Genomic DNA, 22828 nt, shown 5'->3' on the forward strand with positions numbered 1-22828 from the left:
GACATCCTCGCCCTCCTGCTCGGACTGACCACCGCATGGGCCAACGCCTCGCCAGCCCTGCGATCACTGGCAGACCAACCGCCCTGGGATCGGGAGCGCCTGCAGATCCACCGTGCCGCAATGATCGCAACAGTGCAAGCACTCACCACGCTGCCCCCGTCCACCAGCGAGAACAAGAACACGGGGCAACCGAGCACGACCCTCACGCGTTGAAGCGCCGGCCACCGCGGACAGACCGACTGCAGGGGACCGCGCGAAGCGGCCGCAAGGCACCCGGTGGGCTGGAGTGGCAGCGGCACCACTACCGCGCCACGCGACACCAGTCCCCAGCACGTACATGACGCCAGCGAGTGTCCGTCCGGTCGGGAACACGCAGCCGCCAGGGGTGGCGGCTGCGCCGTTCGCGAGCGGGCGGCAGCAGCGGGGCCACCCGCTCCCACAGGTCGCCGGGAACAAGATCAGCACGCACTCCGGACACCCTGCCGACCAAGATCGTCGAACACAAGGCCCGCGGCTCAACTCATTCTGAATTGATCAGGTGCGGCACGAGGTCGCTCCAAGTAAGCGCGGACAGCCACATGAAGGAGGTATCGATCGGCTGAACTTCGGGCCAGTGTCCAGGGCCCGTCTCCGCGCTCACGTGCGTCGCTGGCAACGGCGGGGTGTGAAGCTGAGCGTTCAAACCCAAGGGCTCCTCGGCCATCGAGGAGTCACAGGCGAGGGGAAGGCTGGACGGGCGAACGCGAGTGGACCTCTGACGGCGCTTCAGGTCGTGGGTTTTGTGTTCGAAGTTGAGGTTCGCCTCGCTCCGACGCCGGCTGTCGAGCCTGCTCACGGAGCCCCCGGCGAGCGAGCCCGACGACGTGGAAGAAGCCCGGAGAATTCCGATTCGGCCGCGGTTCTGATCCGACAACGTCTCGCCCATGGGAGAGGTGCCTCCACCCACGCAGGGGCGGAGGCACCTCTCCTCGCGCAGTTGCTACTTCACCGGCCAGTCACCGAAGGGCACTGGCGTCTGCCCGGTGGCTTCGCGTACGGCCTCGTCATGTAGTGCAGACGAAGACGTCGCGGTCGGTGGTCAGCCGAGAGCGCGCCGGCCGGTTACCAAGCGGGCCGGCACAGCGCGGGCAGCGGGTGTCGGGCACGGGGTCACTCCTCGGGGTGTTCGCGACCCTCCCCACCTTGTTGCCCCGTCGGCGGGCTGTGACTCACCTGCTCTGAGCTGCGTGGATGGCGCTACGGATGGCGATGTCGGTGCGGCGGTCGTCTATCAGTTCGTGCCCTGGGCCAGCATGTAGCGGGACAGGGCCGCCCCGAAGGAACCGGTACCTTCCACTCCGGCCCAGCGCACCGTACCCGACGCCCTGGCTCACCCCAGCAAGTCTTCGGTATCCAGCCGCGGTGGCCGGGAACTCCTAGGTGCCGATCACTTCCCCCATCGGGGAGAGCACAGCGGCCACATGGGCATCCCGGTGCGTGTCCACTCCCAGGACCACCTCCCCCGCCGGCCGGCGCCGACGAAGCGGAGGGTGGGCCGATCACGCTCGTTCCCTTTCAGGCCGACGGCTTATCGCTAGCCAGCACAGGGCCGTGCGGACGGTCGGAATCGTGAAGACGCCTTTCTGGCAAGCCCCTATCGCGACACGCCCTGGAAGCCGAGGACATAGCATGCCAGGGGCGGGCCTTAAGGCGCATTTAATAGTCCTTTAGTAGCTGCTGGCCTACGGATTTAAGTCCGCTTCCTGGACGAGGCCGCGATGGCCGGCCCGCGTAGCTTCGGACGCTGCCGTCAGTCACCGCACGCTGCCGTGCCGCGGTGAGGCAGAGACCGCAGCACCGGCCTCGCCTCCGGTGTGTGCACCGTGCGCAGGATGGCGACCAGCGAACGGGCTCGCGCGGCGCCGATATGGAGGCGCTTGCGGAGGGTCTCCGCCGAGATCGGCCGCCGGTGCATCTGCCAGTGCAGGGCATCTTCCGCCCGAGCGCGCTCGAGTAGATCGTTGCCGCCGACCCGGGCGGTCGGATCGTCCGTTGGCGCGCTGCGCAGTCGCCCTCCATCGGACCCGGGCACGCCCGATGGCGCCATCGGCGCATCAGCGGTGCCGGCACGAATACCGCTGATGGCCTGCAGCAGGTGGGGACCGACTTCGGCCCAGCCGATGAGCAGTACGGGACCGACCGCGTCGAAGGCCGCCCGCCCGTACGCGCCGACCAGCAGCGGCTCGGTGACATTGAGGGCGAGCGTCAGAAAGCTGGCCAGGAGCAGCAGTCTACGAGCGGGACGTAGCACCGCCGCGGGAGTTGCGCACAGGGCGAGGTAGCGGATCGCCAAAAGCAGCGCCAGGACTGACAAGTCCACAGCGGGCGCGACCAGCGGTGCCACCCAGCCGGACACTCCCAGCCGCAGAGCCAACGTCCACACATTACCGAAGCCGAAGAAGAAGGCCAGGCCGACCACCACACCCGCGATCACGGTGACCGCACGGAAGACCACCTGCTGCTCGCGCACAGCCTCCCCCTGCGCGGGCATGACATCGAGCTCAGACATGATCCCCGACCCCGATCCGCTGATGGGTCTCCTGGGCGCGCTCCGCAGCGGCACTCGCCCCGTAACGGCGGGGCATCTCCTCCGACGTCCAGCCCAACAGCAGCATCAGATCGCCGGTATCGCCGCCGGCACGCTTCCACTCATGCGCGAAGGTGTGCCGCCACCGGTGCGCGTGCAGCTTGACCAGCCCCGCTGCAACCCCCCGACGCTTGAGCATGATCTTGATCCCGTTGGGAGCCAGCCGCCGCACCCCGCGTTCCGCCAGCCACAGATCCGGCAGATGAGCCGCCTTGTGCTTGGCCCGGGCCCGCAAATAACGGCTGACCGCCCGCGCCGTCCTGGGCCCGAAGCGAACGCGCCGGTCCCTGCTGCCCTTGCCGTGGAAGTGCACCGACTCGGTGGTCAGGTCGATGTCCTCCAGCAGCAGGTTGCCGACCTCGGACAGCCGCGCCCCCGTGTTGCAGTACAGCCGGATGATCGCCTCGTCCCGCAGCTGGGCGAACTCCCTGCCCTTACAGGTTCCGAGGACCTTGGCGGTCTCCTCATCGCGGATGACCGGGATCAGCTTCTGCGGCTGCTTCGGCTGCCGGACCCGCTCCATCGGCGACCGATCGATCTCCCCCTCATCGAGCATCAGCCACTTGAAGAACTGCTGCAGTCCCTTGTGCTTGTTCAGCGCCGTCGACGCCGACCGCGTCTCGATCATCCACGCCTGGAACGCCTCCACATGTGCTCGGCCGACCTCGACCGGATCCTCGGCCGCCGCATCGGCCTCCGGGTCCGGTGAGTACTCCGCCAGGTAGCGCGCCAGCTGCGCGGCCGACAGCAGATAGTTGTAGCGGGTCGTCTCCGGATAGTTCCCCGACCGCAGCGCGCGGTCCCAGTCCCGCAGGAACCCCGACCAGGTCTTCGACAGCCCCGCAGTGATCTTGTTCAGGTCCAAGAGCGGCATCTTCGCCGGCCTCCGAGTAAAGGTGCCGATGAGCGGCGTGCTCAACCTCGAAGCCGGAAACGGCCCACACAGAAGAAGGGCCCCCACAGGCTCTCGCCTGCGAAGACCCTTCGCACCGTCGGGACGACAGGATTTGAACCTGCGACCCCTTGACCCCCAGTCAAGTGCGCTACCAAGCTGCGCCACGTCCCGTTGCGTCGCCATGCGGTGTTCCGCGTGATCGCGCAGGTCAACCCTACCGCACGCGTACGGGTGCTGCGGTCGGGCGGTGCGGCTCGGGGTATCCGCGTTGTTGACAGCGGGGGGCCTCCCGCACAGGGTGGCCTGGACAGGTAAGGGGCCGGTCCGGAGAAGGGCTGTCATGGTCGATGCGCTCGGTGTCGCCGTCGTGGGGTTCGGCTGGATGGGCCGGGTGCACAGCCGGGCGTACGCCCGCGTCCCGCATCACTATCCTCACCTTCCCTTGCGCCCACAGCTCGTGACGGTCATCGACGAGGTGCCGGGACGGGCCGAGGAGGCCGCCGCGCAGTTCGGGTTCGCCTCGGCGGGCCGCGACTGGCGGGAGGTGGCCGCGGACCCGCGCGTCGGGGCGGTCAGCGTCACGGCCCCGAACTTCCTGCACCGGGAGATCGGCGTCGCGATGGCCGAGGCCGGCAAGCACCTCTGGATCGAGAAGCCGGTGGGCCTGACGGCCGACGACGCCCGCGCGGTCGCCGACGCGGTCACCAAGGCCGGGGTGCAGGGCACCGTGGGCTTCAACTACCGGGGCGCGCCCGCCGTCGAGGCGGCCCGCGAGCTGATCGCCTCCGGGGAGATCGGCTCGGTGACCCATGCCCGGATCCGGTTGTTCAGCGACTACGCGGCGCATCCCGACGGCGCCCTGACCTGGCGGTACGAGCGCGGACGCGGCGGCAGCGGGGTGCTCGGCGACCTCGCCTCGCACGGCGTCGACCTGGCCCGCTTCCTGGTCGGCGACCTCGCGTCCCTCGTCGCCGACACCGCGGTCTTCGTACCGGAGCGGACGCGTCCGACGGGCGCCACCGCGGGCCACGCGCTCGCCTCCGGCGGGGAGACGGGACCGGTCGAGAACGAGGACTACGTCGGCTGCCTGCTGCGCTTCGCCTCCGGCGCCCGCGGCGTCCTGGAGGCCTGCCGGGTGTCGGTCGGCGAGCAGAACACGTACGGCTTCGCGGTGCACGGCACCAAGGGCGCGGTGTTCTGGGACTTCCGGAGGATGAACGAGCTGGCGGTCAGCCGCGGGACCACCTACCAGGACCAGCCGGTGAGCACGGTGTACGTCGGCCCGGAGCACGGCGAGTTCGGCGCCTTCCAGCCGGGCGCGGCCAACGCCATGGGCTACGACGACCTCAAGGTCATCGAGGCGTACCGGTTCCTGCGCTCGATCGCCGAGGGAACCCCGTGCGGCCCCACCCTCGCGGACGCCGTGCACAGCGCGGCCGCCCTCGACGCGATGACGCGGTCCGTCGAGGGCGGGGGCTGGGTCGACGTGCGGACGTCCTAGGCGCCGTCGGACAGCGATGCCCCCAAGGAGCAGATCACCACAAGGAGCAGCGGAGCACATGCGCATCGGAATCCTCGGCCTCGGCCGCATCGGGACCTTTCACGCCGAGACCCTGTCCGGACTGGACGTCGTCGAGTCCCTCGTCGTCGCCGACCCGTTCGCGGACGCGGCGAAGGCCGCCGCCGAGCGGTTCGGGGCCGAGTTCGCCGACTCGCCCGAGGCGGTGCTGGCCGCCGGAGTGGACGGCCTGGTCGTGGCGGCGGCCACCGACGCCCACCCGGCGCTGATCCTGGCCGGCGTCGCGGCCGGCGTCCCCGTCTTCTGCGAGAAGCCCGTCGCCCGCACCATGCGGGAAGGCGTCGCGGTGCTCAAGGCCGTCGAGGGTGGTGAGGTGCCCGTCCAGATCGGCTACAACCGGCGCTTCGACGCGGGCTTCGCCGCCGCCCGCGCGGCCGTGCGGGCGGGCGAGCTGGGCCGGCTGCACACCGTACGCGCGACGACGCTGGACCCCGCGCCTCCCCCGCCCGCGTACATCGCCTCCTCCGGAGGCATCTTCCGGGACTGTTCCGTCCACGACTTCGACATCATCCGCTGGGTGACCGGGCGCGAGGTGACCGAGGTGTACGCCGCCGGCGGCAACCGGGGCGCCGAGTACATCAAGGACGCGGGCGACTCCGACACCACCGGCGCGGTCCTCACCCTCGATGACGGCACCATCGCCGTGGTGTCCAACAGCCGTTACAACGCCCGGGGATACGACGTCCGCCTGGAGCTGCACGGCTTCCAGGACTCGGTCGCGGTGGGCCTGGACGAGCAGCTCCCGCTGCGCTCCCTCGAGCCCTCGGTCACCTTCCCGGCAGGGACCGCGCACGCGTTCTTCATGGACCGCTTCGCCGACGCCTACCGCGCCGAACTCACCGCGTTCACCGAGGTGGTGGCCGGCGCGCGGCCGTCTCCGTGCACGCTCGCGGACGCGCTGGAGGCGGGGTGGATCGCGGAGGCATGCACGCTGTCCCTGCGCGAGCACCGGCCGGTGACGCTCGCGGAGGTGCGCACCGCCTGATGCGCCGCCACGAGCTTCCGTGTCACCGGCCCCCGTTCACCTGGCCGCCGGGACGGCAGGCAGGTTGAAGATGTGGTTCGGGGAGATGATCCTCGTGATCGCCTGGCCGAAGATCGTGCTGGGCTCGGTGCCCTTGTAGTTGACGTCGGTGTTCAGCAGAACGACCAAGGTGGCCTGAGCCGAGGGGAGATAGACGGTCAGGGACTCGTAGCCCGGCAGGGAGCCGTTGTGCCCGATCCAGCCCTGGACGTTGAAGATACCGAGACCGTAGCCCACACCCGGGATGGGCGTCGCCGGCGTGGTGAGCCGCTGCTTCTGCGTGGCGGGGCTGATCAGGTGGCCGCCGCCGGGCAGTTCACCCGTGGCCACCGAGCGGGCCCACACGCGCAGGTCCTCCAGGTCGGAGATCATCGCGCCGGCCGCCCAGGCCCAGGAGGGGTTCCAGTCGGCCGCGTTCTCGACCTTGCCGGTGGCGGTCTGTTCGGTGTAGCCCTGCGCGTGCGGCGTCGGAAACTCGTTGCCGTTCGGGAAGAGGGTGTGCCTGAGGCCGGCCGGCCGGAGCACGTTCTGCTGGATGTAGTCCGCGATGGGCTGCCCGCTGGCCTGCTCGACGACCAGGCCGAGCAGGATGAGGTTGGTGTTGGAGTACGAGAACTTCGCACCGGGCGGGAACTCCACGGGGTGGCGGAAGGCGTAGTCGAGCAGTTGGTGCGGGGTGAACGACCGCTGGGGATCCGAGGTCAGCGCCTTGTAGAAGTCGTTGTCCTCGCTGTAGTTGAAGAGACCGCTGCGCATGCCGGCGAGCTCGCGCAGCGTGATCCTGTCCCCGTTCGGTACGCCGCTGACGTACTGCCCGATCGTGTCGTCGAGGCTGACCTTGCCGCTGTCGACGAGTTCGAGCAGCGCGGTCACCGTGAACGTCTTGGTCTCGCTGCCGATCCGCATGTACAGGTCGGGGTACATCGGCTCGGCGGTGCGTTTGTCCGCGACGCCGAAGGACTGCACGTACTGTCCCTTGTCGGGGGTCCAGATGCCGACGGTCACCCCCGGGACGTGCGCCTGTTGCATCACCCGCTTCACGGCGCTGTCGAGCCGGCGTTGCACGAAGGGCGTGAGGGCGACCACGTCGTTGCCCGAGGGCGAGGGAGACGGCGTTGGGGAGGCAGACGGCGTTTCGGTCGCGGACACGGCCGTACCGGCGACAGGCGGCAGGGCTACGGCGCTCCCGCCCACGGCCGGGACCACGAGCATCCCCACCGCCGTGGCGGCCACAACCCCCTTGCGCAGTCGTCCTGACGCGTGCGACATGGCCTTGCTCCCACCTGCGTCGATCGTCGCGTCGCAGGTCACATCGTGCCGTGGGACAGTGCCGCACGGCCCGTATACCACAAGCATAGGAGCGCCCGCGCGTCATCGCCTGTCGAGGATGGAGGTCAGGGACTCCCCTCACCGGAAGGCGTGGAAGACGCGGAGGGACCGGAAGACGCAGCGGACTCCCCCGTCACGGCCAGATCCGCCTCCTCGGGGAGCTCGTCCACGTCCACGCCGCGCACCTGCGCCAACTCGTGCTTGAGGGCCGCGAGTTCGGCGCCGCCCGCCATGTGGTTGGTGAGCTCCTCCAGGGTGATCCCGCTGCGTTCGGCGCTGAGTTCGAGGGTGCCGAGGCGCAGGACGCTGAAGTGGTCGCCGACCATGTAGGCGTGATGCGGGTTGTGGGTGATGAAGATGACGCCGAGGCCGCGGTCACGGGCGGCGGCGATGTACTTCAGCACGACGCCCGACTGCTTGACGCCGAGCGCGGCCGTCGGCTCGTCCAGGATCAGCACGCGGGCGCCGAAGTGGACGGCGCGGGCGATCGCCACGCACTGGCGCTGGCCTCCGGAGAGCGTGCCGATGGGCTGCTCCAGGTCGTCCAGGACGATGCCCATGTTGCGCAGCTCCCGGTCCGCCGTCTCCTTCATCCGGGCGATGTCGAGGCGGCGGACCGGCCAGGGGCCCCTGGTCAGTTCGGAGCCCAGGAAGAAGTTCCGCCACACCGGCATCAGCGGCACGGTCGCCAGGTCCTGGTAGACGGCGGCGATGCCCTGGTCGAGCGCCTCGCGCGGAGTGCCGAAGCGCACCGGCCGACCGTCGACGAGGACCTCGCCCTCGGTGTGCCGGTGCAGCCCCGAGATGATCTTGATCAGGGTGGACTTGCCGGCGCCGTTGTCACCCAGGACACAGGTCACCTGACGGGGGTGGACCGCGAGGTCTACGCCGTGCAGGGCGCGGATGTTGCCGTACGACTTCCCCGCGCCACGGAGTTCGACGATCGGGCCGCCGCCGGGCACGGTGTCCTGGAGGACGGCGCCGTGGGCTTCGGTTCCGGTTCCGTTGCTGGTCATCGGGTCACCTCCGGGTCGCCGTGCGCCGGACCCACAGATTGATGAGGACGGCGCCGAGCAGCATGACGCCGAGGAAGGCCTTGAACCAGTCGGGGTTCCAGCCCGCGTACACGATGCCCTGGTTCACCATGCCGAACATGAAGGCGCCGAAGACCGGGCCGATCGCGGAGCCCTGGCCGCCGGTGAGCAGACAGCCGCCGATCACCGCGGCCGCGATGTAGATCAGCTCCTGGCCGACGCCCTCGCCGGACTGCACGGTGTTGAAGGAGAACAGCTGGTGCATGCCGGAGAACCAGGCGCCGAAGCCGACGGTCATGAACAGGGTGATCTTGGTAAAGGTCACCGGGACACCGACCGCGCGGGCGCTCTCCTGGTTGCCGCCGACGGCGAAGATCCAGTTGCCGTACTTGGTGCGCAGCAGGACCCAGGTGGCGAGGGCCGCGAAGACCAGCCACCACACGACGGTGATCTTCACCTGGACGCCGCCGACGTCGAACGACGACGCGAAGACCGCCCGCGCCTGGCCGAAGCCGTCCATGTCGCTGATGTCGTCGGTGGCGACGTTGCCGGTGACCAGTTTGGTCACCGCGAGATTGACGCCCTGCAGGATCAGAAAGGTGCCGAGCGTGACCAGGAAGCTCGGCAGGCCGGTCTTCACCAGCAGCCAGCCGTTGAACGCGCCGACCCCGAGCGACACGACGAGGGCGACGATCACGCCCATCCATACGTTCAGGGTCAGTTGATAGCTGAGCATGCTCGCGGTCAGCGCCGAGGTGATCACGGCGACGCCGGAGGACAGGTCGAACTCGCCGCCGATCATCAGCAGGGCCACCGGCAGGGCCATGATGCCGATGGTCGACGACTGGTAGAGCACCGTGGCCATCGAGCTGCCCTGCCGGACCGAGGGAGCCGCGACGAGGAAGAAGACGAGGACGGCCACGGCGCCGAGGAGGACACCGACGTCCGGCCGGGCCAACAGCCGGAGCGCCAGCGGGCGTTCGGCGGTGCGGCCGCCGGTGCCCCGGGGGCCGGAGGCCGGCGGTGTCGCCACCGCCGGTTCGGCCTGCCGAGCCATGTCGCTCACCTGGTGCCCTTCGCGGCGAACCGGGCGACGCTGTCGACGTTGGACTTGTCGACGAAGGCCGGTCCGGTGAGCACCGGCTGCTCGCCGCCGCCGCTGTAGTTGCCGTTGTTCTTGTAGAGCCACAGGGAGTCGATCGCCAAGTAGCCCTGGAGATACGGCTGCTGGTCCACCGCGAACTGGATCGTGCCCTTGGAGATCGCGCCCGTCAGGTCCTTGTTGAGGTCGAAGGTCGCGACCTCGGCCTTGCTGCCCGCGTCGCTCACCGACTGGACCGCGGCCAGGGCGAACGGGGCGCCGAGGGTGACGACGTGATCGATCCCGCTGTCCTTCTTGAGCTTGGCGGTGATGGTCGACTTCACGGACGGCATGTCGGTGCCGTTCACGTAGAGCGTGTCGGTCGTGCCGGAGAACGTCTTCTTCACCCCGTCGCAGCGCTGGGTGAGGCCGATGTTGCCCTGCTCCTGGATCACGCAGACGGTCTTCTTGGCGCCGACCTCGTTCAGCTTCTTGCCGAGCGCCTCGCCGGCCACCGTCTCGTCCTGGCCGAAGAACTCCGTCAGTCCGAGCTTCTTCCAGTCGCTCACCCCGGAGTTGAGGCCGACCACGGGGATGTGCGCGGCCTGCGCCTTGCCGACGACGCCCTTCATGGCGTCGGGCTTGGCCAGGGTGATCGCGATGCCGTCGACCTTCTGGTCCACGGCGTTCTGGACCAGGTTGGCCTGGTTGCCGGCGTTCGGGTCGTGGGAGTAGATGAGCTTGATGTTGTCCTTGGCCGCGGCCGCCTCGGCACCCTTGCGGACGATGTCCCAGAAGGTGTCGCCCGGCGCCTGATGGGTCACCAGGGCGACCGTCATGCGCGGGGTGCCGGCCTTGCCCGCGGAGGCGCCCGCCTCCCCCTCCTCGGACTTCTTTCCGCCGGAGCTGCTCGAACAGCCGGCCAGGGTCAGAGCTGCCGCGGCGGCGACGGCCACCACGGGGGCCAGTCTGCGGGAGCGGGGGCGAGAAGGGCGGTCCATCTTTCCTGCACCTCACTGAGCTACCGGGGAAAGGGGAGGGGATCGCGGGGATCCTGGGGCCCGGACCGGACGGCCCGGGTCATGGGGATCCAAGTCCCTGACGCGCCCGCTGTCAATACTTTGTCAAGACATCATTGCAATTCAAGTGAGCATGCAAGAACAAGCCCGGGCGCATCCCTCCGGCCGGATCATCCCTACCCGCTGCGGTGCGGCATACCCCTCGCTCAAGTCCCGCCGCCGTCAGGTCGATTACGTTTCAGGCAAGTGCGACGAGAGCTATTGACGGCCGACAGGGCGTGCGTCTGTGATTACGCCACAATGTTCGGTCGAGTTGGCTTCTGATCGGTTTCGAAGACCAATTGAGGGCCTTCTGAAGACCTTTCAGGACCGCTCTCCCTTGGTCGAATCGGTCGAACCCCGTCCTCAGGAGCCGCTATGCGCCGTACGCCCTCCGGTCTCGCCGTCCCGGGTCCCAGCCGCCGCTCCCTGCTCCGCGGAGCCGGCGGCACGGCGGCCCTCGCCGCCGCCGGCCTGCCTCTGCTGAGCGCCTGCGGAGGCAGCGGCTCGGCCGCCGACCCGAAGACCCTCACCCTCGGCTCCAACGCCTCGGACGCCGTGCCGAAGAAGGCGTTCGCCGAGATCTACGCGGCCTTCAAGAAGCGCTCCGGCATCACGGTCCAGGTGAACACCAAAGACCACAACACCTTCCAGGAGCAGATCAACTCCTACCTCCAGGGCACGCCGGACGACGTGTTCAACTGGTTCGCGGGCTACCGCATGCAGTTCTTCGCGGCGAAGGGGCTCGCCACCCCGCTCAACGACGTGTGGAAGAAGATCGAGGGCAACTTCCCCGAGGCGATGAAGGCGCTCAGCAAGGGCGCGGACGGCAACTACTACTTCGTGCCGGTGACGACGTACCCGTGGGCGATCTTCTACCGCAAGAGCGTCTTCCGGCAGCACGGCTATCAAGTCCCCACCTCCTGGGACGGGTTCGTCGCGTTGTGCAAGCAGATGAAGAAGGACGGACTGGTCCCCATCGCCTTCGGTGACAAGGACGCCTGGCCCGCGATGGGCACTTTCGACCAGATCAACTTCCGCCTCAACGGCTACGACTTCCACGTCCAGCTCATGGCGGGCAAGGCGTCCTGGACCGACCCGAAGGTGAAGGCCGTCTTCGACCACTGGACCGAGATCCTCCCCTACCACCAGGACGGCGCCATGGGCCGCACCTGGCAGGACGCCGCCCAGACGCTGGTGTCCAAGAAGGCGGGCATGTATCTGCTGGGCTCCTTCGTGGCCCAGCAGTTCACGAACAAGGCCGACGTGGAGGACCTGGACTTCTTCGCCTTCCCCGAGATCAACTCCGCCTACGGCCAGGAAACCGTCGAGGCGCCCACCGACGGCTTCATGGTGAGCAAGGCGCCGAAGAACAAGAAGGGCGCCTTCAAGCTCCTGGAGTACCTGGGCTCACCGGAGGCCGAGCAGCTCTATCTCAAGTTCGACCCGAGCGTGGTCGCCGCCTCCACCAAGGCCGACACCTCCTCGTACACGACGCTGCAGAAGAAGGCGTTCGACATGATCAGCGGCGCCAAGAACCTCACCCAGTTCATGGACCGCGACAGCCGGCCCGACTTCACCGCCACGGTGATGCAGCCCTCGTTGCAGAAGTTCGTGCAGAACCCCAAGGGCGTGGACGGCTTGCTGGCCTCGGTCGAGCGCCAGAAGAAGACGATCTTCGCGTCCTCATGAGCGGCGGGATGACCACCGAACCGGCGAAGACCCCGGAGGTGGCCGCCGCGCCGCCCCTGGGCGGCCCGTCCGGCCGGAAGCGGGCCGCGCGCGGCCGCCGGAGCCTGCTCACCCGTCGCGACCGGTTCACGCTCGCCGTCATGGCGGGCGCGCCGACGCTCCTGCACGTGGCCCTCGTCTGGGTCACCGCCCTCGCCTCGATCGCGCTCGCCTTCACCACCTGGGACGGGATCGGCCTCGACGCGATCAGCTGGGTGGGCCTGCGCAATTTCCGGCAACTGTTCACCGACAACCCGCAGTTCTGGCCCGCCCTCGAGCACAACGTCATCTGGTTCGTCGTGCTCATCCTGATCCCGACCCCGCTCGGGCTGTTCCTGGCCCTCCAGTTGGACAAGAACATCCGCTTCAGCCGGGTCTACCAGACGGCGTTCTTCCTGCCGGTGGTGATGTCGCTGGCCGTCATCGGATTTGTCTGGCAGCTCGTCTACAACCCCGACACGGGCCTGATCAACAGCCTGGTGGGGGCCAACAGGCCCGGCCACTACATCGACTGGATCGGCAACCCGAAGCTCAATCTGTGGGCGGTCCTCATCGCCGCGTCCTGGCGGCACACCGGCTACATGATGATCCTGTACCTGGCCGGCCTGAAGAGCGTCGACCCCACCCTGCGCGAGGCCGCCGCGCTGGACGGCGCGAGCGAGTGGCAGACGTTCCGAAGCGTCGTCTTCCCGACGCTTCGCCCCACCAACACGATCGTGCTGGTCGTCACCATCATCGAGTCCCTGCGCGCCTTCGACCTCGTCTTCGTCTTCAACAAGGGCGCCCAGGGCACCGAGTTGCTGTCGATCCTGGTGACCAACAACATCATCGGCGAGTCGAGCCGCATCGGATACGGGTCGGCGATCGCCGTCGTCCTGCTGACGATCTCGCTCGCGGTGATCATCCCGTATCTGGTGGCCACCTTCCGGAAGGAGCGGCGCGCGTGAGCACCACGGTCGCGTTCAAAAGGCGCACCCCCGTCCGCCCCGCCCGCGTCCTGCTGCACGTGTTCCTCGCCGGTACGGCCCTGGCCTGGCTCGCGCCGCTGCTCTGGGCGGTGTTCGCGGCCCTGCGGCCGTACGGCGAGACCAGCGCCAAGGGCTACGTCTCCTGGCCCGACCGGCTGAGCCTGGAGAACTTCACCCAGGCGTTCCAGCAGTCGGACATGGCGCACTACCTCGGCACCACGCTGCTGATCGCCGTACCGGCCGTACTGCTGACGCTGTTCCTCTCGTCCTGCGTCGCCTTCTACGTCGCCCGCTTCGACTTCCGGCTCAACCTGGCGCTGCTGCTGGTCTTCACGGCCGGCAACCTGCTGCCCCAGCAGGTCATCATCACCCCGCTCTACCGGCTCTACCTGCTGGTGGACCTGCCGGGCATCACGGTCAGCGGGAAGCTGTACGACTCGGCGCTCGGCCTGGTCCTCATCCACGTGGCGTTCCAGTCGGGCTTCTGCGCCTTCGTGCTGAGCAACTACATGCGCTCGCTGCCGCACGAGCTGACCGAGGCCGCGCTCGTCGACGGCGCCTCGGTGTGGCGGCTGTACTGGCAGATCACGCTCCCGCTGTGCCGGCCGGCGATGGCGGCCCTGGCGACCCTGCTGTCGATCTGGATCTACAACGACTTCTTCTGGGCCATCGTGCTGATCTCGACCGGCGAGAACATGCCGATCACCTCGGCACTGAACAACCTCTCCGGCCAGTACTTCACGGACCCCAACCTGGTCGCCGCCGGCGCCCTGCTCACCGCGATCCCCACCCTGATCGTGTACTTCGTGCTCCAGCGGCAGTTCGTCAGCGGCCTCACCCTGGGCTCCAACAAGGGCTGAGCCGGTTCCACTTGACCCGGGACGGCCGTGCCCCGCCCGGCCGTCCCGGTTCTCCGCAAAGCTTTGCGCAATGGCTATGCGAACGCGGCCGCGACCGCTAGCTTGTGGGCACCCAAGCAGGTCGAGGGCGACCTGTGCCGAGGCGAGCCGAGGAAAGGGGCAGATCGTGGGCCGTCTGCGTTTCCCTGTCAGAGTGTCCGTCATCACCGTGACGGGCCTCACCCTGCTGGTCACCGGATGTACGTCGACCAAAAGCGGCGGATCGGGCGGCGATGCGCAGTCCGGCGGCAAGGTCAGGGTCGGTCTGGTCACCAAGACGAACAGCAACCCCTACTTCGTCAAGCTGCGCGACTCGGCGAAGTCCGAGGCGGACAAGCGAGGAGCTCAACTGATCGCCCTCGCGGGCAAGTTCGACGGCGACAACCAAGGACAGGTCGACGCGATCAACAACCTGATCGCGCAGAACGTCAAGGGCATCCTGATCACCCCGAGCAACTCCAGCGGCGTCCTCGGGGCCATCAAGGCGGCGCGTGCCAAGGGCATCGTCGTGATCGCGCTGGACACCGCGACCGATCCGGCGAACGCCGTGGACGCGACCATCGCCACCGACAACAAGGCGGCCGGCGTCAAGCAGGGCACGTACGTCCGGCGCGCCCTGGGGAACAAGAAGCCCGCTGTCGTCATGCTGGACGGCACACCGGGCTCCACCGTCAACACCCAACGCCACTCGGGCTTCCTGGAGGGCTTCGGGCTCAAGGACGGCTCCCCCCAGATCAAGGGCACGGCCGTCACCAACGGCGACCAGACCAAGGCGCAGACCGCGATGGAGAACCTCTACCAGCGCGACCGCGACGTGAACGCCGTGTACACACTCAACGAGCCCGCGGCCGCCGGTGCGTCCGAGGCCCTGGGCGGCAAGAAGGGCGTGGTGATCGGCTCCATCGACGGCTCGTGCGCGGGCGTACGCAACGTGGCGAGCGGGAAGTTCGCCGCCACCGTCATGCAGTTCCCCAAGAAGATGGCCCAGTTGGGCGTCGACGCCGTCGTCGACTACGCCAAGGGCGACAAGAAGAAGCCGACGGGATTCATCGAGACCCCCTCCCAACTGATCACCGACAAGCCGATGTCCGGCCTCCCGTCCAAGGACACCGCCTGGGGCCTGAAGAACTGCTGGGGCTGATCCGTGACCGCCACGCACACGCCTCCCGCGTCGGCTTCCGAGGCCGCCGCCACGCGGCCGCCGCTCGCGTCCGCCGTCGTACGCGCTCTCGTCCGCGCGCTGGGCAACACGGCGGCGGGCCCGCTGGCCGCGCTGGTCATCGCCGTGATCGTGTTCGCGCTGACCACCGACACGTTCTTCACCATCGACAACGGGTCGCTGATCGTCGAGCAGTTCCTGGTGATCGGCACCCTCGCGCTGGGCCAGACCCTCGTCATCCTGACGGCCGGCATCGACCTGGCCAACGCGGCCGTCATGGTGCTGGGCACGCTCGTCATCGCGCGCCTCGGGCAGCACACGCTGCCCGGGGGCGCGGCTCTCCTGGTCGGCATCCTGCTGTGCACGGCCGCCGGGGGCGTGGCGGGCGCCCTGGTGACCCGGCTGCGGCTGCCTCCGTTCATCGTCACGCTCGGCGTGCTCAGTGTGCTGACGGCGACGAGCCAGCTGTTCGCCGGCGGCGAGAGCTTCTCCGCGCCCTCCGGTGTCCTGACCTTCCTGGGCACCCGCTCTTACCTGTTCGGCCGGATCGAAGTCACCTACGGCATGGGCGTCATGCTCGTCCTCGGGGCCGTCCTGTGGTTCCTGCTCACCCAGACCTCCTGGGGGCGCGACGTGTACGCCGTCGGCGACGACGAGGAGGCCGCCCGGCTGACCGGCATCAACACCCGCCGCACCCTGCTGAGCGTGTACGTGCTGGCCGGATTCGTCTACGCGATCGGCGCCTGGCAGGCCCTCGGCCGCATCCCCAACGCCGACCCCAACGCCTTCCAGACCGGCAATCTGGACAGCATCACCGCCGTGGTGATCGGCGGCACCAGCCTCTTCGGCGGACGAGGCGGCGTCCCCGGAACCGTGCTGGGCGCCCTGGTCGTCACGGTCCTGGCCAACGGCCTGACCCAGGCCGGCATCGACAGCCTCTACCAGCAGGTCGCCACCGGCATTCTCGTCATCGCCGCCGTCGCCGTCGACCGCGTCGTCCGCAGGAGGGCCGTATGACCGAGCCGCAGACTTCCGCCGGAGCCGCGGACGCGGCCACCGGCGACGTGGTGATGCGGGCGACGGGCCTCGTCAAGCGGTACGGCAACGTCGTGGCCATCCGCGAGTCCGACTTCGAGATCCGCGCCGGTGAGGTCCTCGCCGTCGTCGGCGACAACGGCGCCGGCAAGTCGAGCCTCATCAAGGCCCTCACCGGAGCCCTCGTCCCGGACGCCGGAACCATCGAACTGGGCGGCCGCCCCGTGCACTTCCACGGCCCGCGCGACGCACGCGCCGCCGGGATCGAGACGGTCTACCAGACCCTGGCCGTCGCCCCGCAGATGGACATCGCCGCCAACCTCTTCCTCGGGCGCCCCCTGCGCCGTGAGGGGTTTCTGGGCTCGACGCTGCGCATGCTCGACCACAAGAAGATGCGCACGCTGGCCGCCGAACAGCTGGACCGGCTCGGCATCGCCACCGTCCAGGACATCACCCAGCTCGTCGGGACGCTGTCCGGCGGCCAGCGCCAGGCCGTGGCCGTGGCGCGCGCCGCCATGTTCGGCACCCGCCTGATCATCCTGGACGAGCCGACCGCGGCACTCGGCGTGCGGGAGTCGCGCCAGGTCCTCAACCTCATCGCCCGGATCCGCGACCGCGGCGTCCCGGTCGTCCTCATCAGCCATGACATGCCCCAGGTCTTCGACATCGCCGACCGTATCCACGTCCACCGCCTCGGCAGCCGGACCGCCGTGGTCACGCCCGATGCGTGCACGATGACCGACGTGGTGGGCCTGATGACCGGCGCGCTGCGGATGGGCGACGACGGCACCCTCCTGCAGAGCGTCACCCAGCCCATGCCCTCGGACGGGACCGCGCCCCACCACACGTCGGAGCCTGCTGAATGACGATCACGGGCGACAACCGCCCTGCCACCACGGGCGATCCGTGCCGCACGTCGCTCTACGGGCACCCGTCCATGGACGCCCTCGTCGCACGGGCCCTGCGCCTGGCCGGGGCCCGGCGCGCGCTGCTCGGCATCGTCGGAGAGCCCGGGGCGGGCAAGTCGACCCTCGCCGAACAGCTGTGGGCGCGCCTGGAGGACGAGCGGCCCGGGCTCGCCGTCGCGGTCTCCATGGACGGCTTCCACCTGGCCCAGAAGGTCATCGAAGCCCGGGGGCAGGCCGCCCGCAAGGGCACCATCGACACCTTCGACGCCGACGGCTTCCTCGCGCTCCTGCGCCGTACCCGTCTCGAGACGGACAACAGCGTGTGGTGGCCGGAGTTCACGCGCGAGCTGGAGGATCCCGTGGCCGGCGCGATCGAGGTCGCCGCGCGGCACCGTCTGGTCATCGTCGACGGCAACTTCCTGCTCTCCACGCAGGGTTCGTGGCGGCATGTGAAGGGGCAGTTGGACGAGACCTGGTTCCTGGACGCCGCGGCGGGGGCCCGGCGCGAGCGGCTCGCCCGCCGCTACATCCGGTACGGCTTCACGCCCGAGGCGGCCCATGCGAAGGCCGGCGGCGTCGACGAGGACACCAGCGCACTGATCCGCGGCACCGCCTCACGTGCCGATCTGGCGCTCCGCGAGGTCGGATAGGCTCCGGCCATGCCAGGCAGAGCACCCCGACAGAGGCCGACCATGTCGGACGTCGCGCGCCGGGCGGGCGTGTCCGTGTCCACGGTCTCCCATGTGCTCAACAAGACCCGGCCCGTTGCCCCCGCCACGGTGCGCGGAGTCCTCGACGCCGTCGCCGAGACCGGGTACGTGCCGGACCCGGTCGCCCGCGCCCTGGAGAACACCGGGTACGGCACCATCGGACTGGCCATGTCCGCCCTGTCCAACCCGTACTTCAGCAATGTCGTCCACGGCATCGACCGGCACGCCTCGGCCGCGGGGTACTCCCTCGTGCTCGCGGACACCCACGACGAGCGGGACGCGGAGATCAAGGCCGTCGGCGAACTGCTGCGCCGAAGGGTCAGCGCCGTCCTCCTCGCTCCGTCCGGCGACGGGGCGCAGGCGCTCAGCTATGCCGGCCGGGTCGATGTCCCCGTCGTCGTCATCGACCGCTTCGTTCCGGCCGCCGTCGACCAGGTGGCCGTCGAGAACACCGAGCCCACGGCCGCCCTCGTCGACCACCTGGCGTCCATCGGGCACACCCGCATCGCCATGATCACCGGCCGCGAGGGCCTCACGACCACGGCCGAGCGAACGGACGGCTATCGGCGGGGCCTGCGCCGCAACGGCATCGACGCCGACCCCCGTTACGAGTCCTGCGGCGACTCCAGCGAGGAGGGAGCGTCGGCGGCCGTCGTCCGGTTGCTGTCCCTGCCCGCACCGCCGACGGCACTGGTCGCCGGCAACAACCGGATGACCATCGGCGCGATGCGGGCGCTGCGCGACGCCGGTCTCCGCGTTCCCGAGGACATGGCCCTGGTGTCCTTCGACGACTTCGAGTGGGCGGACCTCTTCCATCCGCGGCTGACCGCGATCGCCCAGCCCGCGCTGTCCATCGGCGAGCAGGCGGTGTCGATGGCGCTGTCCCGCATCGCCACCCCGTCGCTTCCCCCGCGCAGGGTCGCCATCAACCCCGCCTTCATGCACCGGGATTCGTGCGGCTGCTCCGCTTCCGCGGACTGACGCTCTCGCTTCGTCCCGTCCGGTCCAATCACTTCCGGGGGGTGCCGGAACCGGGCGCGGAGGATCCGGGGGTGCCCGAAGCGGGCCCTGCGGAGCCGGAGGCGGCCGACGGGCTCTGGCCGCTCAGGACCATTTCCTTCGCCTTGCGGAACTCTTCCTCCGTGATGTCTCCGCGTGCGCGGATCTCGGACAGCTTGGCGAGTTCGTCGACACTGCTGCGGCCGGTCGGGCCCGCGGTCTCCCGGACGTACGCGTCGAAGGCCGACTGCTGGGCGCGCGCCTGCTCGACCTCCCGGCTGCCCATGCCCTTGCCGCGGGCGATGAGGTACACGAAGACGCCGAGGAACGGCAGGAGGATCACGAACAGCAGCCACCCGGCCTTGGCCCAGCCACCCAGGGTGTCGTCCCGGAAGATGTCGAAGATGATCCGGAAGAGCAGGATGAACCACATGATCCACAGGAAGAACCACAGCATGGTCCAGAAGGCGCTCAGCAGCGGATAGTCGTACGCGAGATACATCGGCGCACTCATGTCTCTCCTCCGTCTCTCCTCCGTTCCGGGCTTTCGCCCGGCAGGAGATCTGTGCCGCTTTCAGCATGACCACGGCATGGACGGCTCCGCTTCACCCCTGGCGGGTGATCGGGTCTGCTCCGGCGGGGGCCGGTCTCACTCGGGTCTCACTCCGGCACGGACGGATCGCGTGCACCCGCATCGCGCGCACCCGCATCTCGTGCGCCCGAATCCCCCGCACCCTCAAGGCCCGCGCTGCGCAGCGCTCCTCGCCAGGCGAGTGCGAGGATCGTCTCGGCCACGCCGAGCAGCACGAGCCACAGGCCGAGCAGCCGGGTCAGGGCCCGAGCCGACTCGCTGGGCAGCGCCAGCACCACGATCCCCGCGACGATGGCGAGGAACGAGGCGCCGATGACGAAGCCGCGATGCGGCATGTCCTTGGTCGTGAGGGCCGTGTAGGCGGTCGCCATGCCGGACAGGATCCAGACCACCCCGACGATGAGCGAGAGCGCGGCGATGGTCTGCATCGGGTGACGCAGGCACAGCACCCCGGCCAGGACGAACAGCACGGAGACGAGCAGACGGGGGAACCGGTCGCCGCGGGCGTCCCGCGAGAAGGTGGCCGCGAAGCGGAAGCCTCCGGCCACGAGCAGGTAGAGGCCGATGAGAACGGCCAGCACGTGCAGGGTCTCGTCGGGCCAGACCAGGATCAGGATGCCCGGTACCAGCGCGGAGATCGCCGAGCCCAGGATCCACAGCCACGAACCACCGATGCCCGGCAGCAGGTCCGCGGGGGCCGCCATCGGCCCGAGTGGCGCCCCGGCCTGCCTGTGTTCCGGTCCGGTGGGCGGTTCCGTGTCACGCGACGCTGTCATGGCTCCTCCTCGCATCCCCCTCACTCGGGAAACGGGCGCATCTCCACCACACGCAGGCCCAGTGACTGACAGCGGGCGAGCAGGGCGTACAGGTGGGCTTCGTCGACCACGGGGCCGTACAGGACGGTCTGACCGGACATCACCACATGGTCCAGCTCGGGGAAGGCTCGGGTCAGCGTCTCCGACATGTGTCCTTCGACGCGGATCTCGTAGCGCATGAACTGCTCTCCCGCGTGCGGCCTGGGGGCAGGCGAACGGCGCCCTTCTCCCTCATGGTCCGCCTCGGCGCGCCGCCCGGCATCACCCGGCGCAGGTGATACGGCTCCGATCCGGAAGAAAGGCCCTCGGGTCAGCCGGCGGAGCCGAGGGCGTCGTCGTCCGAAGCGTCGCGGCCGGGGCGGTCCGCGTGACCGGATCGGCCGGGCCGACCGGTCGGCAGATGCGGTGTGACCAGGAAGCCGGCGAGCGTGATGCCCCCGGTGGCGAGGATCGCCGCGCGCAGGCCGTCCAGCTGGGCCGACGCGTACGAATCCGTGAGCGCGTCCACCTCGGAGGGCGGCAGCCCGGCCTGTTCGGCCGCCGAGCGCACCTGTTCGGTGGCGACGAAGCTGACCCCGGCTTCGAGTGCGACAGAGGTCTGCCGGCGGGCTTCGTCCGACACCCGCGGGTTCGCCTCGATGTGTGTGGTGAAGGCGTGGGCGAGGGCGCCGATGAGGATCGAACCGATGAGGGCGGTCCCCAGCGCGGAGCCGAGGTTCTGCGCCGTGAACTGCAGGCCGCCGACCTCGCTGCGTTCCTCCTCCGTGACGCCGGACTGGACGACGTTCCCCAGTTGCGAGGCGAGCAGGCCCATCCCCACGCCCAGCAGGGCCATCGCCCAGGCGAACTGCGTGTCGTCGATGACCGGGTCGATGGTGGCCAGCAGCCAGACGATGGCCGCCGCCAGCGTCGTCAGCGCCAGCCGGATCACCAGGCGCGGTCCCGCGATCCGAGACAGGGGTGAGGCGCACAGCGAGGTCGCGAGCATGGTGGCGGACACCGGGAGCAGGCGCAGTCCCGTCTGGAACGCGTCGAAGCCCTGCACCACTTGCAGGTACAGCGGGATGGTGAAGAACAGCCCCAGCAGGATGAGGTTCTGGCTCAGCAGCGTCAGCAGACCGGAGCGCAGTACGGGCCTGCGCAGCAGCGACAGGTGGAGCAGCGGATCGGCACCGCGGGCGTCGCACCGCCGTTCCCAGTGGGCGAAGGCGGCCAGTACGGCCACTCCGGCGCCGATGACGAACAGCGTCGGGGCGAAACCCAGGACGGTGAAGGGCGGGTTCCGGGGCTGCACCCAGCCCCAGGAACTGCTCTGCAGCACCCCCAGCACGCCCAACGCCAGCCCGGCCGCCGAGAGGACGGCGCCGACGAGGTCGAGCCGCGGGCGCCGGCCGGTGCGGGCGGGCTCGGTGATCACCCCGTGGCAGCAGAGCACGACCACGACGACCACGACCTCTCCGGCGAACACCAGTCGCCAGGTGAGGTACGTCGTCACCCAGCCGCCCAGCAGCGGGCCGACCGCGATCCCCGCGCCGGCGAGGCCGCCGATGACGCCATAGGCGACGGCCCTGTCGCGCCCGCGGTAGGACGCCGCGACGAGGGCGGCCATGGCAGGCAGCACCATGGCGGCGCCAAGGCCCTCGATGACCGACCAGCCCAGTGCGAGGACCCAGAGGGTGGGGGCCACGGCGGTCAGGGCGGATCCGGTGCCGTACACGGCGAGGCCGGCGAAGAACAGGCGACGGCGTCCCAGGATGTCCCCGAACCTGCCACCGATGATCATGAAGGCGGCCATGACCAGGGCGTAGAGCGTGATGACGGCCTGGATGGCGGTGACCTCGGTGTCGAAGTCGTCGACCAACTGGCTGATGGAGACGTTCATGACGGAGGTGTCCAGGACCATCAGGAACTGGGCCGTTCCCAGCACGAACAGCGCGCGCCAGCGTTTCACGTCGTCCACCTCGCCGAGTCGGCCCGGGACGCCAGAGAAGGCGGCGCCCGACAGCAACCGCCACCGACCGGCTGCCACCTCCATCGCAGCTCAGAGGCCCGCCCGGTGCCTCACCCGCCACGGGCGAGCCTGCTACCGCGCGGCCATGTCCACGGACCGGCGAAGCCGTGAACAGGTCACAGCAACCGCAGCACGCGTGCCCGGCGCACCGCGCCGGGAGTCGATCACGATCAGCCCGGGGGGGAATCTGGGGAGTTCCGATTTACCGGTGCTTGCGACGCCCATTGAGACTCCACTGCCGTGTGAGCGAGTGCCGGCGTCGTCCCATCGCCACGACAGCTATGGGGATATAGCCATGCGACCTGACCACACTCATCATGAGCGGCATGCAGAGTGTTCAGGCGGAAGCAAGAACCGGCAAGGCATGGGGATCGC

20 protein-coding genes, 1 tRNA gene and 2 pseudogenes are annotated in these 22828 nt (G+C 69.4%); 11 read left to right on the forward strand and 12 right to left on the reverse strand.

What is annotated here, in order from left to right:
* Nucleotides 1–213: pseudogene (locus tag ABZ910_RS17680) on the forward strand (hypothetical protein); the annotation flags it as partial.
* A 93-nt stretch (nt 214–306) separates the two neighbouring features.
* On the opposite strand, the pseudogene ABZ910_RS17685 reads toward ABZ910_RS17680, so the two are convergent.
* From ABZ910_RS17685 to ABZ910_RS17700, 4 genes and pseudogenes are all read right to left on the reverse strand, one after another.
* Nucleotides 307–505, reverse strand: a pseudogene (locus tag ABZ910_RS17685) (transposase); the annotation flags it as partial.
* Between the two features lie 1284 nt (nt 506–1789).
* Nucleotides 1790–2548 carry a SpdA protein gene (locus ABZ910_RS17690; RefSeq protein WP_361365346.1) on the reverse strand — a complete coding sequence of 253 codons (759 nt, stop codon included), beginning with the start codon at nt 2546–2548 and terminating at the stop codon, nt 1790–1792.
* Nucleotides 2541–3500: a tyrosine-type recombinase/integrase gene (locus ABZ910_RS17695; protein WP_361365349.1), complete on the reverse strand. Its 960-nt coding sequence runs from the start codon at nt 3498–3500 to the stop codon at nt 2541–2543. Before ABZ910_RS17695 ends, ABZ910_RS17690 begins: the two co-directional genes overlap by 8 nt.
* Nucleotides 3501–3618: 118 nt before the next feature.
* Nucleotides 3619–3692, reverse strand: a tRNA-Pro gene (locus tag ABZ910_RS17700).
* A 169-nt stretch (nt 3693–3861) separates the two neighbouring features.
* On the opposite strand from ABZ910_RS17700, the gene ABZ910_RS17705 reads away from it, so the two are divergent.
* Nucleotides 3862–5022, forward strand: coding sequence for a Gfo/Idh/MocA family oxidoreductase (locus ABZ910_RS17705; RefSeq protein ID WP_361365352.1), 1161 nt, complete (start codon nt 3862–3864; stop codon nt 5020–5022).
* A 58-nt stretch (nt 5023–5080) separates the two neighbouring features.
* Nucleotides 5081–6085 carry a Gfo/Idh/MocA family oxidoreductase gene (locus ABZ910_RS17710; protein ID WP_361365355.1) on the forward strand — a complete coding sequence of 335 codons (1005 nt, stop codon included), beginning with the start codon at nt 5081–5083 and terminating at the stop codon, nt 6083–6085.
* 36 nt (nt 6086–6121) lie between these two features.
* Here ABZ910_RS17710 and ABZ910_RS17715 read toward each other — a convergent pair whose 3' ends face one another.
* From ABZ910_RS17715 to ABZ910_RS17730, 4 genes are all read right to left on the reverse strand, one after another.
* Nucleotides 6122–7393, reverse strand: a complete 1272-nt coding sequence (locus tag ABZ910_RS17715) for a serine hydrolase domain-containing protein (protein WP_361365358.1) — start codon at nt 7391–7393, stop codon at nt 6122–6124.
* A gap of 125 nt (nt 7394–7518) precedes the next feature.
* Nucleotides 7519–8469: an ATP-binding cassette domain-containing protein gene (locus ABZ910_RS17720; RefSeq protein ID WP_361365361.1), complete on the reverse strand. Its 951-nt coding sequence runs from the start codon at nt 8467–8469 to the stop codon at nt 7519–7521.
* Between the two features lie 4 nt (nt 8470–8473).
* Nucleotides 8474–9544, reverse strand: coding sequence for an ABC transporter permease (locus tag ABZ910_RS17725; RefSeq protein ID WP_361365364.1), 1071 nt, complete (start codon nt 9542–9544; stop codon nt 8474–8476).
* A gap of 5 nt (nt 9545–9549) precedes the next feature.
* A complete protein-coding gene (locus tag ABZ910_RS17730) occupies nt 9550–10569 on the reverse strand; it encodes a substrate-binding domain-containing protein (protein WP_361365367.1) in 1020 nt (339 codons plus the stop codon).
* Between the two features lie 435 nt (nt 10570–11004).
* Here ABZ910_RS17730 and ABZ910_RS17735 point away from each other — a divergent pair, with 435 nt between their 5' ends.
* The 8 genes from ABZ910_RS17735 (at nt 11005) to ABZ910_RS17770 (ending at nt 19017) form a co-directional block, all read left to right on the forward strand.
* Entirely contained in the window at nt 11005–12318 is a 1314-nt protein-coding gene (locus ABZ910_RS17735; RefSeq protein ID WP_361365370.1) for an extracellular solute-binding protein, read from the forward strand.
* A gap of 8 nt (nt 12319–12326) precedes the next feature.
* Nucleotides 12327–13304 carry a sugar ABC transporter permease gene (locus ABZ910_RS17740; protein WP_361365373.1) on the forward strand — a complete coding sequence of 326 codons (978 nt, stop codon included), beginning with the start codon at nt 12327–12329 and terminating at the stop codon, nt 13302–13304.
* On the forward strand, nt 13301–14185 hold the full coding sequence (locus ABZ910_RS17745; protein WP_361365376.1) for a carbohydrate ABC transporter permease: 885 nt from the start codon (nt 13301–13303) through the stop codon (nt 14183–14185). The genes ABZ910_RS17740 and ABZ910_RS17745 overlap by 4 nt, the downstream gene beginning before the upstream one ends.
* 193 nt (nt 14186–14378) lie before the next feature.
* Nucleotides 14379–15365, forward strand: coding sequence for a substrate-binding domain-containing protein (locus ABZ910_RS17750; RefSeq protein ID WP_361365379.1), 987 nt, complete (start codon nt 14379–14381; stop codon nt 15363–15365).
* A 3-nt stretch (nt 15366–15368) separates the two neighbouring features.
* Nucleotides 15369–16400: an ABC transporter permease gene (locus ABZ910_RS17755; RefSeq protein ID WP_361365382.1), complete on the forward strand. Its 1032-nt coding sequence runs from the start codon at nt 15369–15371 to the stop codon at nt 16398–16400.
* The gene (locus tag ABZ910_RS17760; protein WP_361365384.1) at nt 16397–17284 is read left to right on the forward strand and encodes an ATP-binding cassette domain-containing protein; all 888 of its coding nucleotides are present in this window, start codon (nt 16397–16399) and stop codon (nt 17282–17284) included. Before ABZ910_RS17755 ends, ABZ910_RS17760 begins: the two co-directional genes overlap by 4 nt.
* Nucleotides 17281–17976, forward strand: coding sequence for a nucleoside/nucleotide kinase family protein (locus tag ABZ910_RS17765; RefSeq protein ID WP_361365387.1), 696 nt, complete (start codon nt 17281–17283; stop codon nt 17974–17976). Before ABZ910_RS17760 ends, ABZ910_RS17765 begins: the two co-directional genes overlap by 4 nt.
* A gap of 42 nt (nt 17977–18018) precedes the next feature.
* Nucleotides 18019–19017, forward strand: coding sequence for a LacI family DNA-binding transcriptional regulator (locus tag ABZ910_RS17770; protein WP_361365389.1), 999 nt, complete (start codon nt 18019–18021; stop codon nt 19015–19017).
* A gap of 28 nt (nt 19018–19045) precedes the next feature.
* On the opposite strand, the gene ABZ910_RS17775 is transcribed toward ABZ910_RS17770, so the two are convergent.
* The 4 genes from ABZ910_RS17775 to ABZ910_RS17790 form a co-directional block, all read right to left on the reverse strand.
* Nucleotides 19046–19549, reverse strand: a complete 504-nt coding sequence (locus tag ABZ910_RS17775; RefSeq protein WP_361365391.1) for an SHOCT domain-containing protein — start codon at nt 19547–19549, stop codon at nt 19046–19048.
* A 146-nt stretch (nt 19550–19695) separates the two neighbouring features.
* Nucleotides 19696–20403, reverse strand: coding sequence for an HdeD family acid-resistance protein (locus tag ABZ910_RS17780; RefSeq protein ID WP_361365393.1), 708 nt, complete (start codon nt 20401–20403; stop codon nt 19696–19698).
* 20 nt (nt 20404–20423) lie between these two features.
* Entirely contained in the window at nt 20424–20621 is a 198-nt protein-coding gene (locus ABZ910_RS17785; RefSeq protein WP_361365396.1) for a hypothetical protein, read from the reverse strand.
* 131 nt (nt 20622–20752) lie between these two features.
* Entirely contained in the window at nt 20753–22393 is a 1641-nt protein-coding gene (locus tag ABZ910_RS17790; RefSeq protein ID WP_361365398.1) for an MFS transporter, read from the reverse strand.
* Between the last annotated feature and the right edge of the window lie 435 nt (nt 22394–22828).

The sequence above is a fragment of the Streptomyces sp. NPDC046805 genome (assembly GCF_040645355.1).
Taxonomy (GTDB): Bacteria; Actinomycetota; Actinomycetes; order Streptomycetales; family Streptomycetaceae; genus Streptomyces.

What these genes read in the sequence shown, in the direction of transcription:
- ABZ910_RS17780 (WP_361365393.1), bottom strand. Translation starts at nt 20,403, where the DNA reads ATGACAGCGTCGCGTGACACGGAACCGCCCACCGGACCGGAACACAGG.
- ABZ910_RS17735 (WP_361365370.1), top strand. Translation starts at nt 11,005, where the DNA reads ATGCGCCGTACGCCCTCCGGTCTCGCCGTCCCGGGTCCCAGCCGCCGC.
- ABZ910_RS17690 (WP_361365346.1), bottom strand. Translation starts at nt 2,548, where the DNA reads ATGTCTGAGCTCGATGTCATGCCCGCGCAGGGGGAGGCTGTGCGCGAG.
- ABZ910_RS17770 (WP_361365389.1), top strand. Translation starts at nt 18,019, where the DNA reads ATGTCGGACGTCGCGCGCCGGGCGGGCGTGTCCGTGTCCACGGTCTCC.
- ABZ910_RS17760 (WP_361365384.1), top strand. Translation starts at nt 16,397, where the DNA reads ATGACCGAGCCGCAGACTTCCGCCGGAGCCGCGGACGCGGCCACCGGC.
- ABZ910_RS17740 (WP_361365373.1), top strand. Translation starts at nt 12,327, where the DNA reads ATGACCACCGAACCGGCGAAGACCCCGGAGGTGGCCGCCGCGCCGCCC.
- ABZ910_RS17695 (WP_361365349.1), bottom strand. Translation starts at nt 3,500, where the DNA reads ATGCCGCTCTTGGACCTGAACAAGATCACTGCGGGGCTGTCGAAGACC.
- ABZ910_RS17710 (WP_361365355.1), top strand. Translation starts at nt 5,081, where the DNA reads ATGCGCATCGGAATCCTCGGCCTCGGCCGCATCGGGACCTTTCACGCC.
- ABZ910_RS17715 (WP_361365358.1), bottom strand. Translation starts at nt 7,393, where the DNA reads ATGTCGCACGCGTCAGGACGACTGCGCAAGGGGGTTGTGGCCGCCACG.
- ABZ910_RS17775 (WP_361365391.1), bottom strand. Translation starts at nt 19,549, where the DNA reads ATGAGTGCGCCGATGTATCTCGCGTACGACTATCCGCTGCTGAGCGCC.
- ABZ910_RS17765 (WP_361365387.1), top strand. Translation starts at nt 17,281, where the DNA reads ATGACGATCACGGGCGACAACCGCCCTGCCACCACGGGCGATCCGTGC.
- ABZ910_RS17720 (WP_361365361.1), bottom strand. Translation starts at nt 8,469, where the DNA reads ATGACCAGCAACGGAACCGGAACCGAAGCCCACGGCGCCGTCCTCCAG.
- ABZ910_RS17730 (WP_361365367.1), bottom strand. Translation starts at nt 10,569, where the DNA reads ATGGACCGCCCTTCTCGCCCCCGCTCCCGCAGACTGGCCCCCGTGGTG.
- ABZ910_RS17725 (WP_361365364.1), bottom strand. Translation starts at nt 9,544, where the DNA reads ATGGCTCGGCAGGCCGAACCGGCGGTGGCGACACCGCCGGCCTCCGGC.
- ABZ910_RS17705 (WP_361365352.1), top strand. Translation starts at nt 3,862, where the DNA reads ATGGTCGATGCGCTCGGTGTCGCCGTCGTGGGGTTCGGCTGGATGGGC.
- ABZ910_RS17785 (WP_361365396.1), bottom strand. Translation starts at nt 20,621, where the DNA reads ATGCGCTACGAGATCCGCGTCGAAGGACACATGTCGGAGACGCTGACC.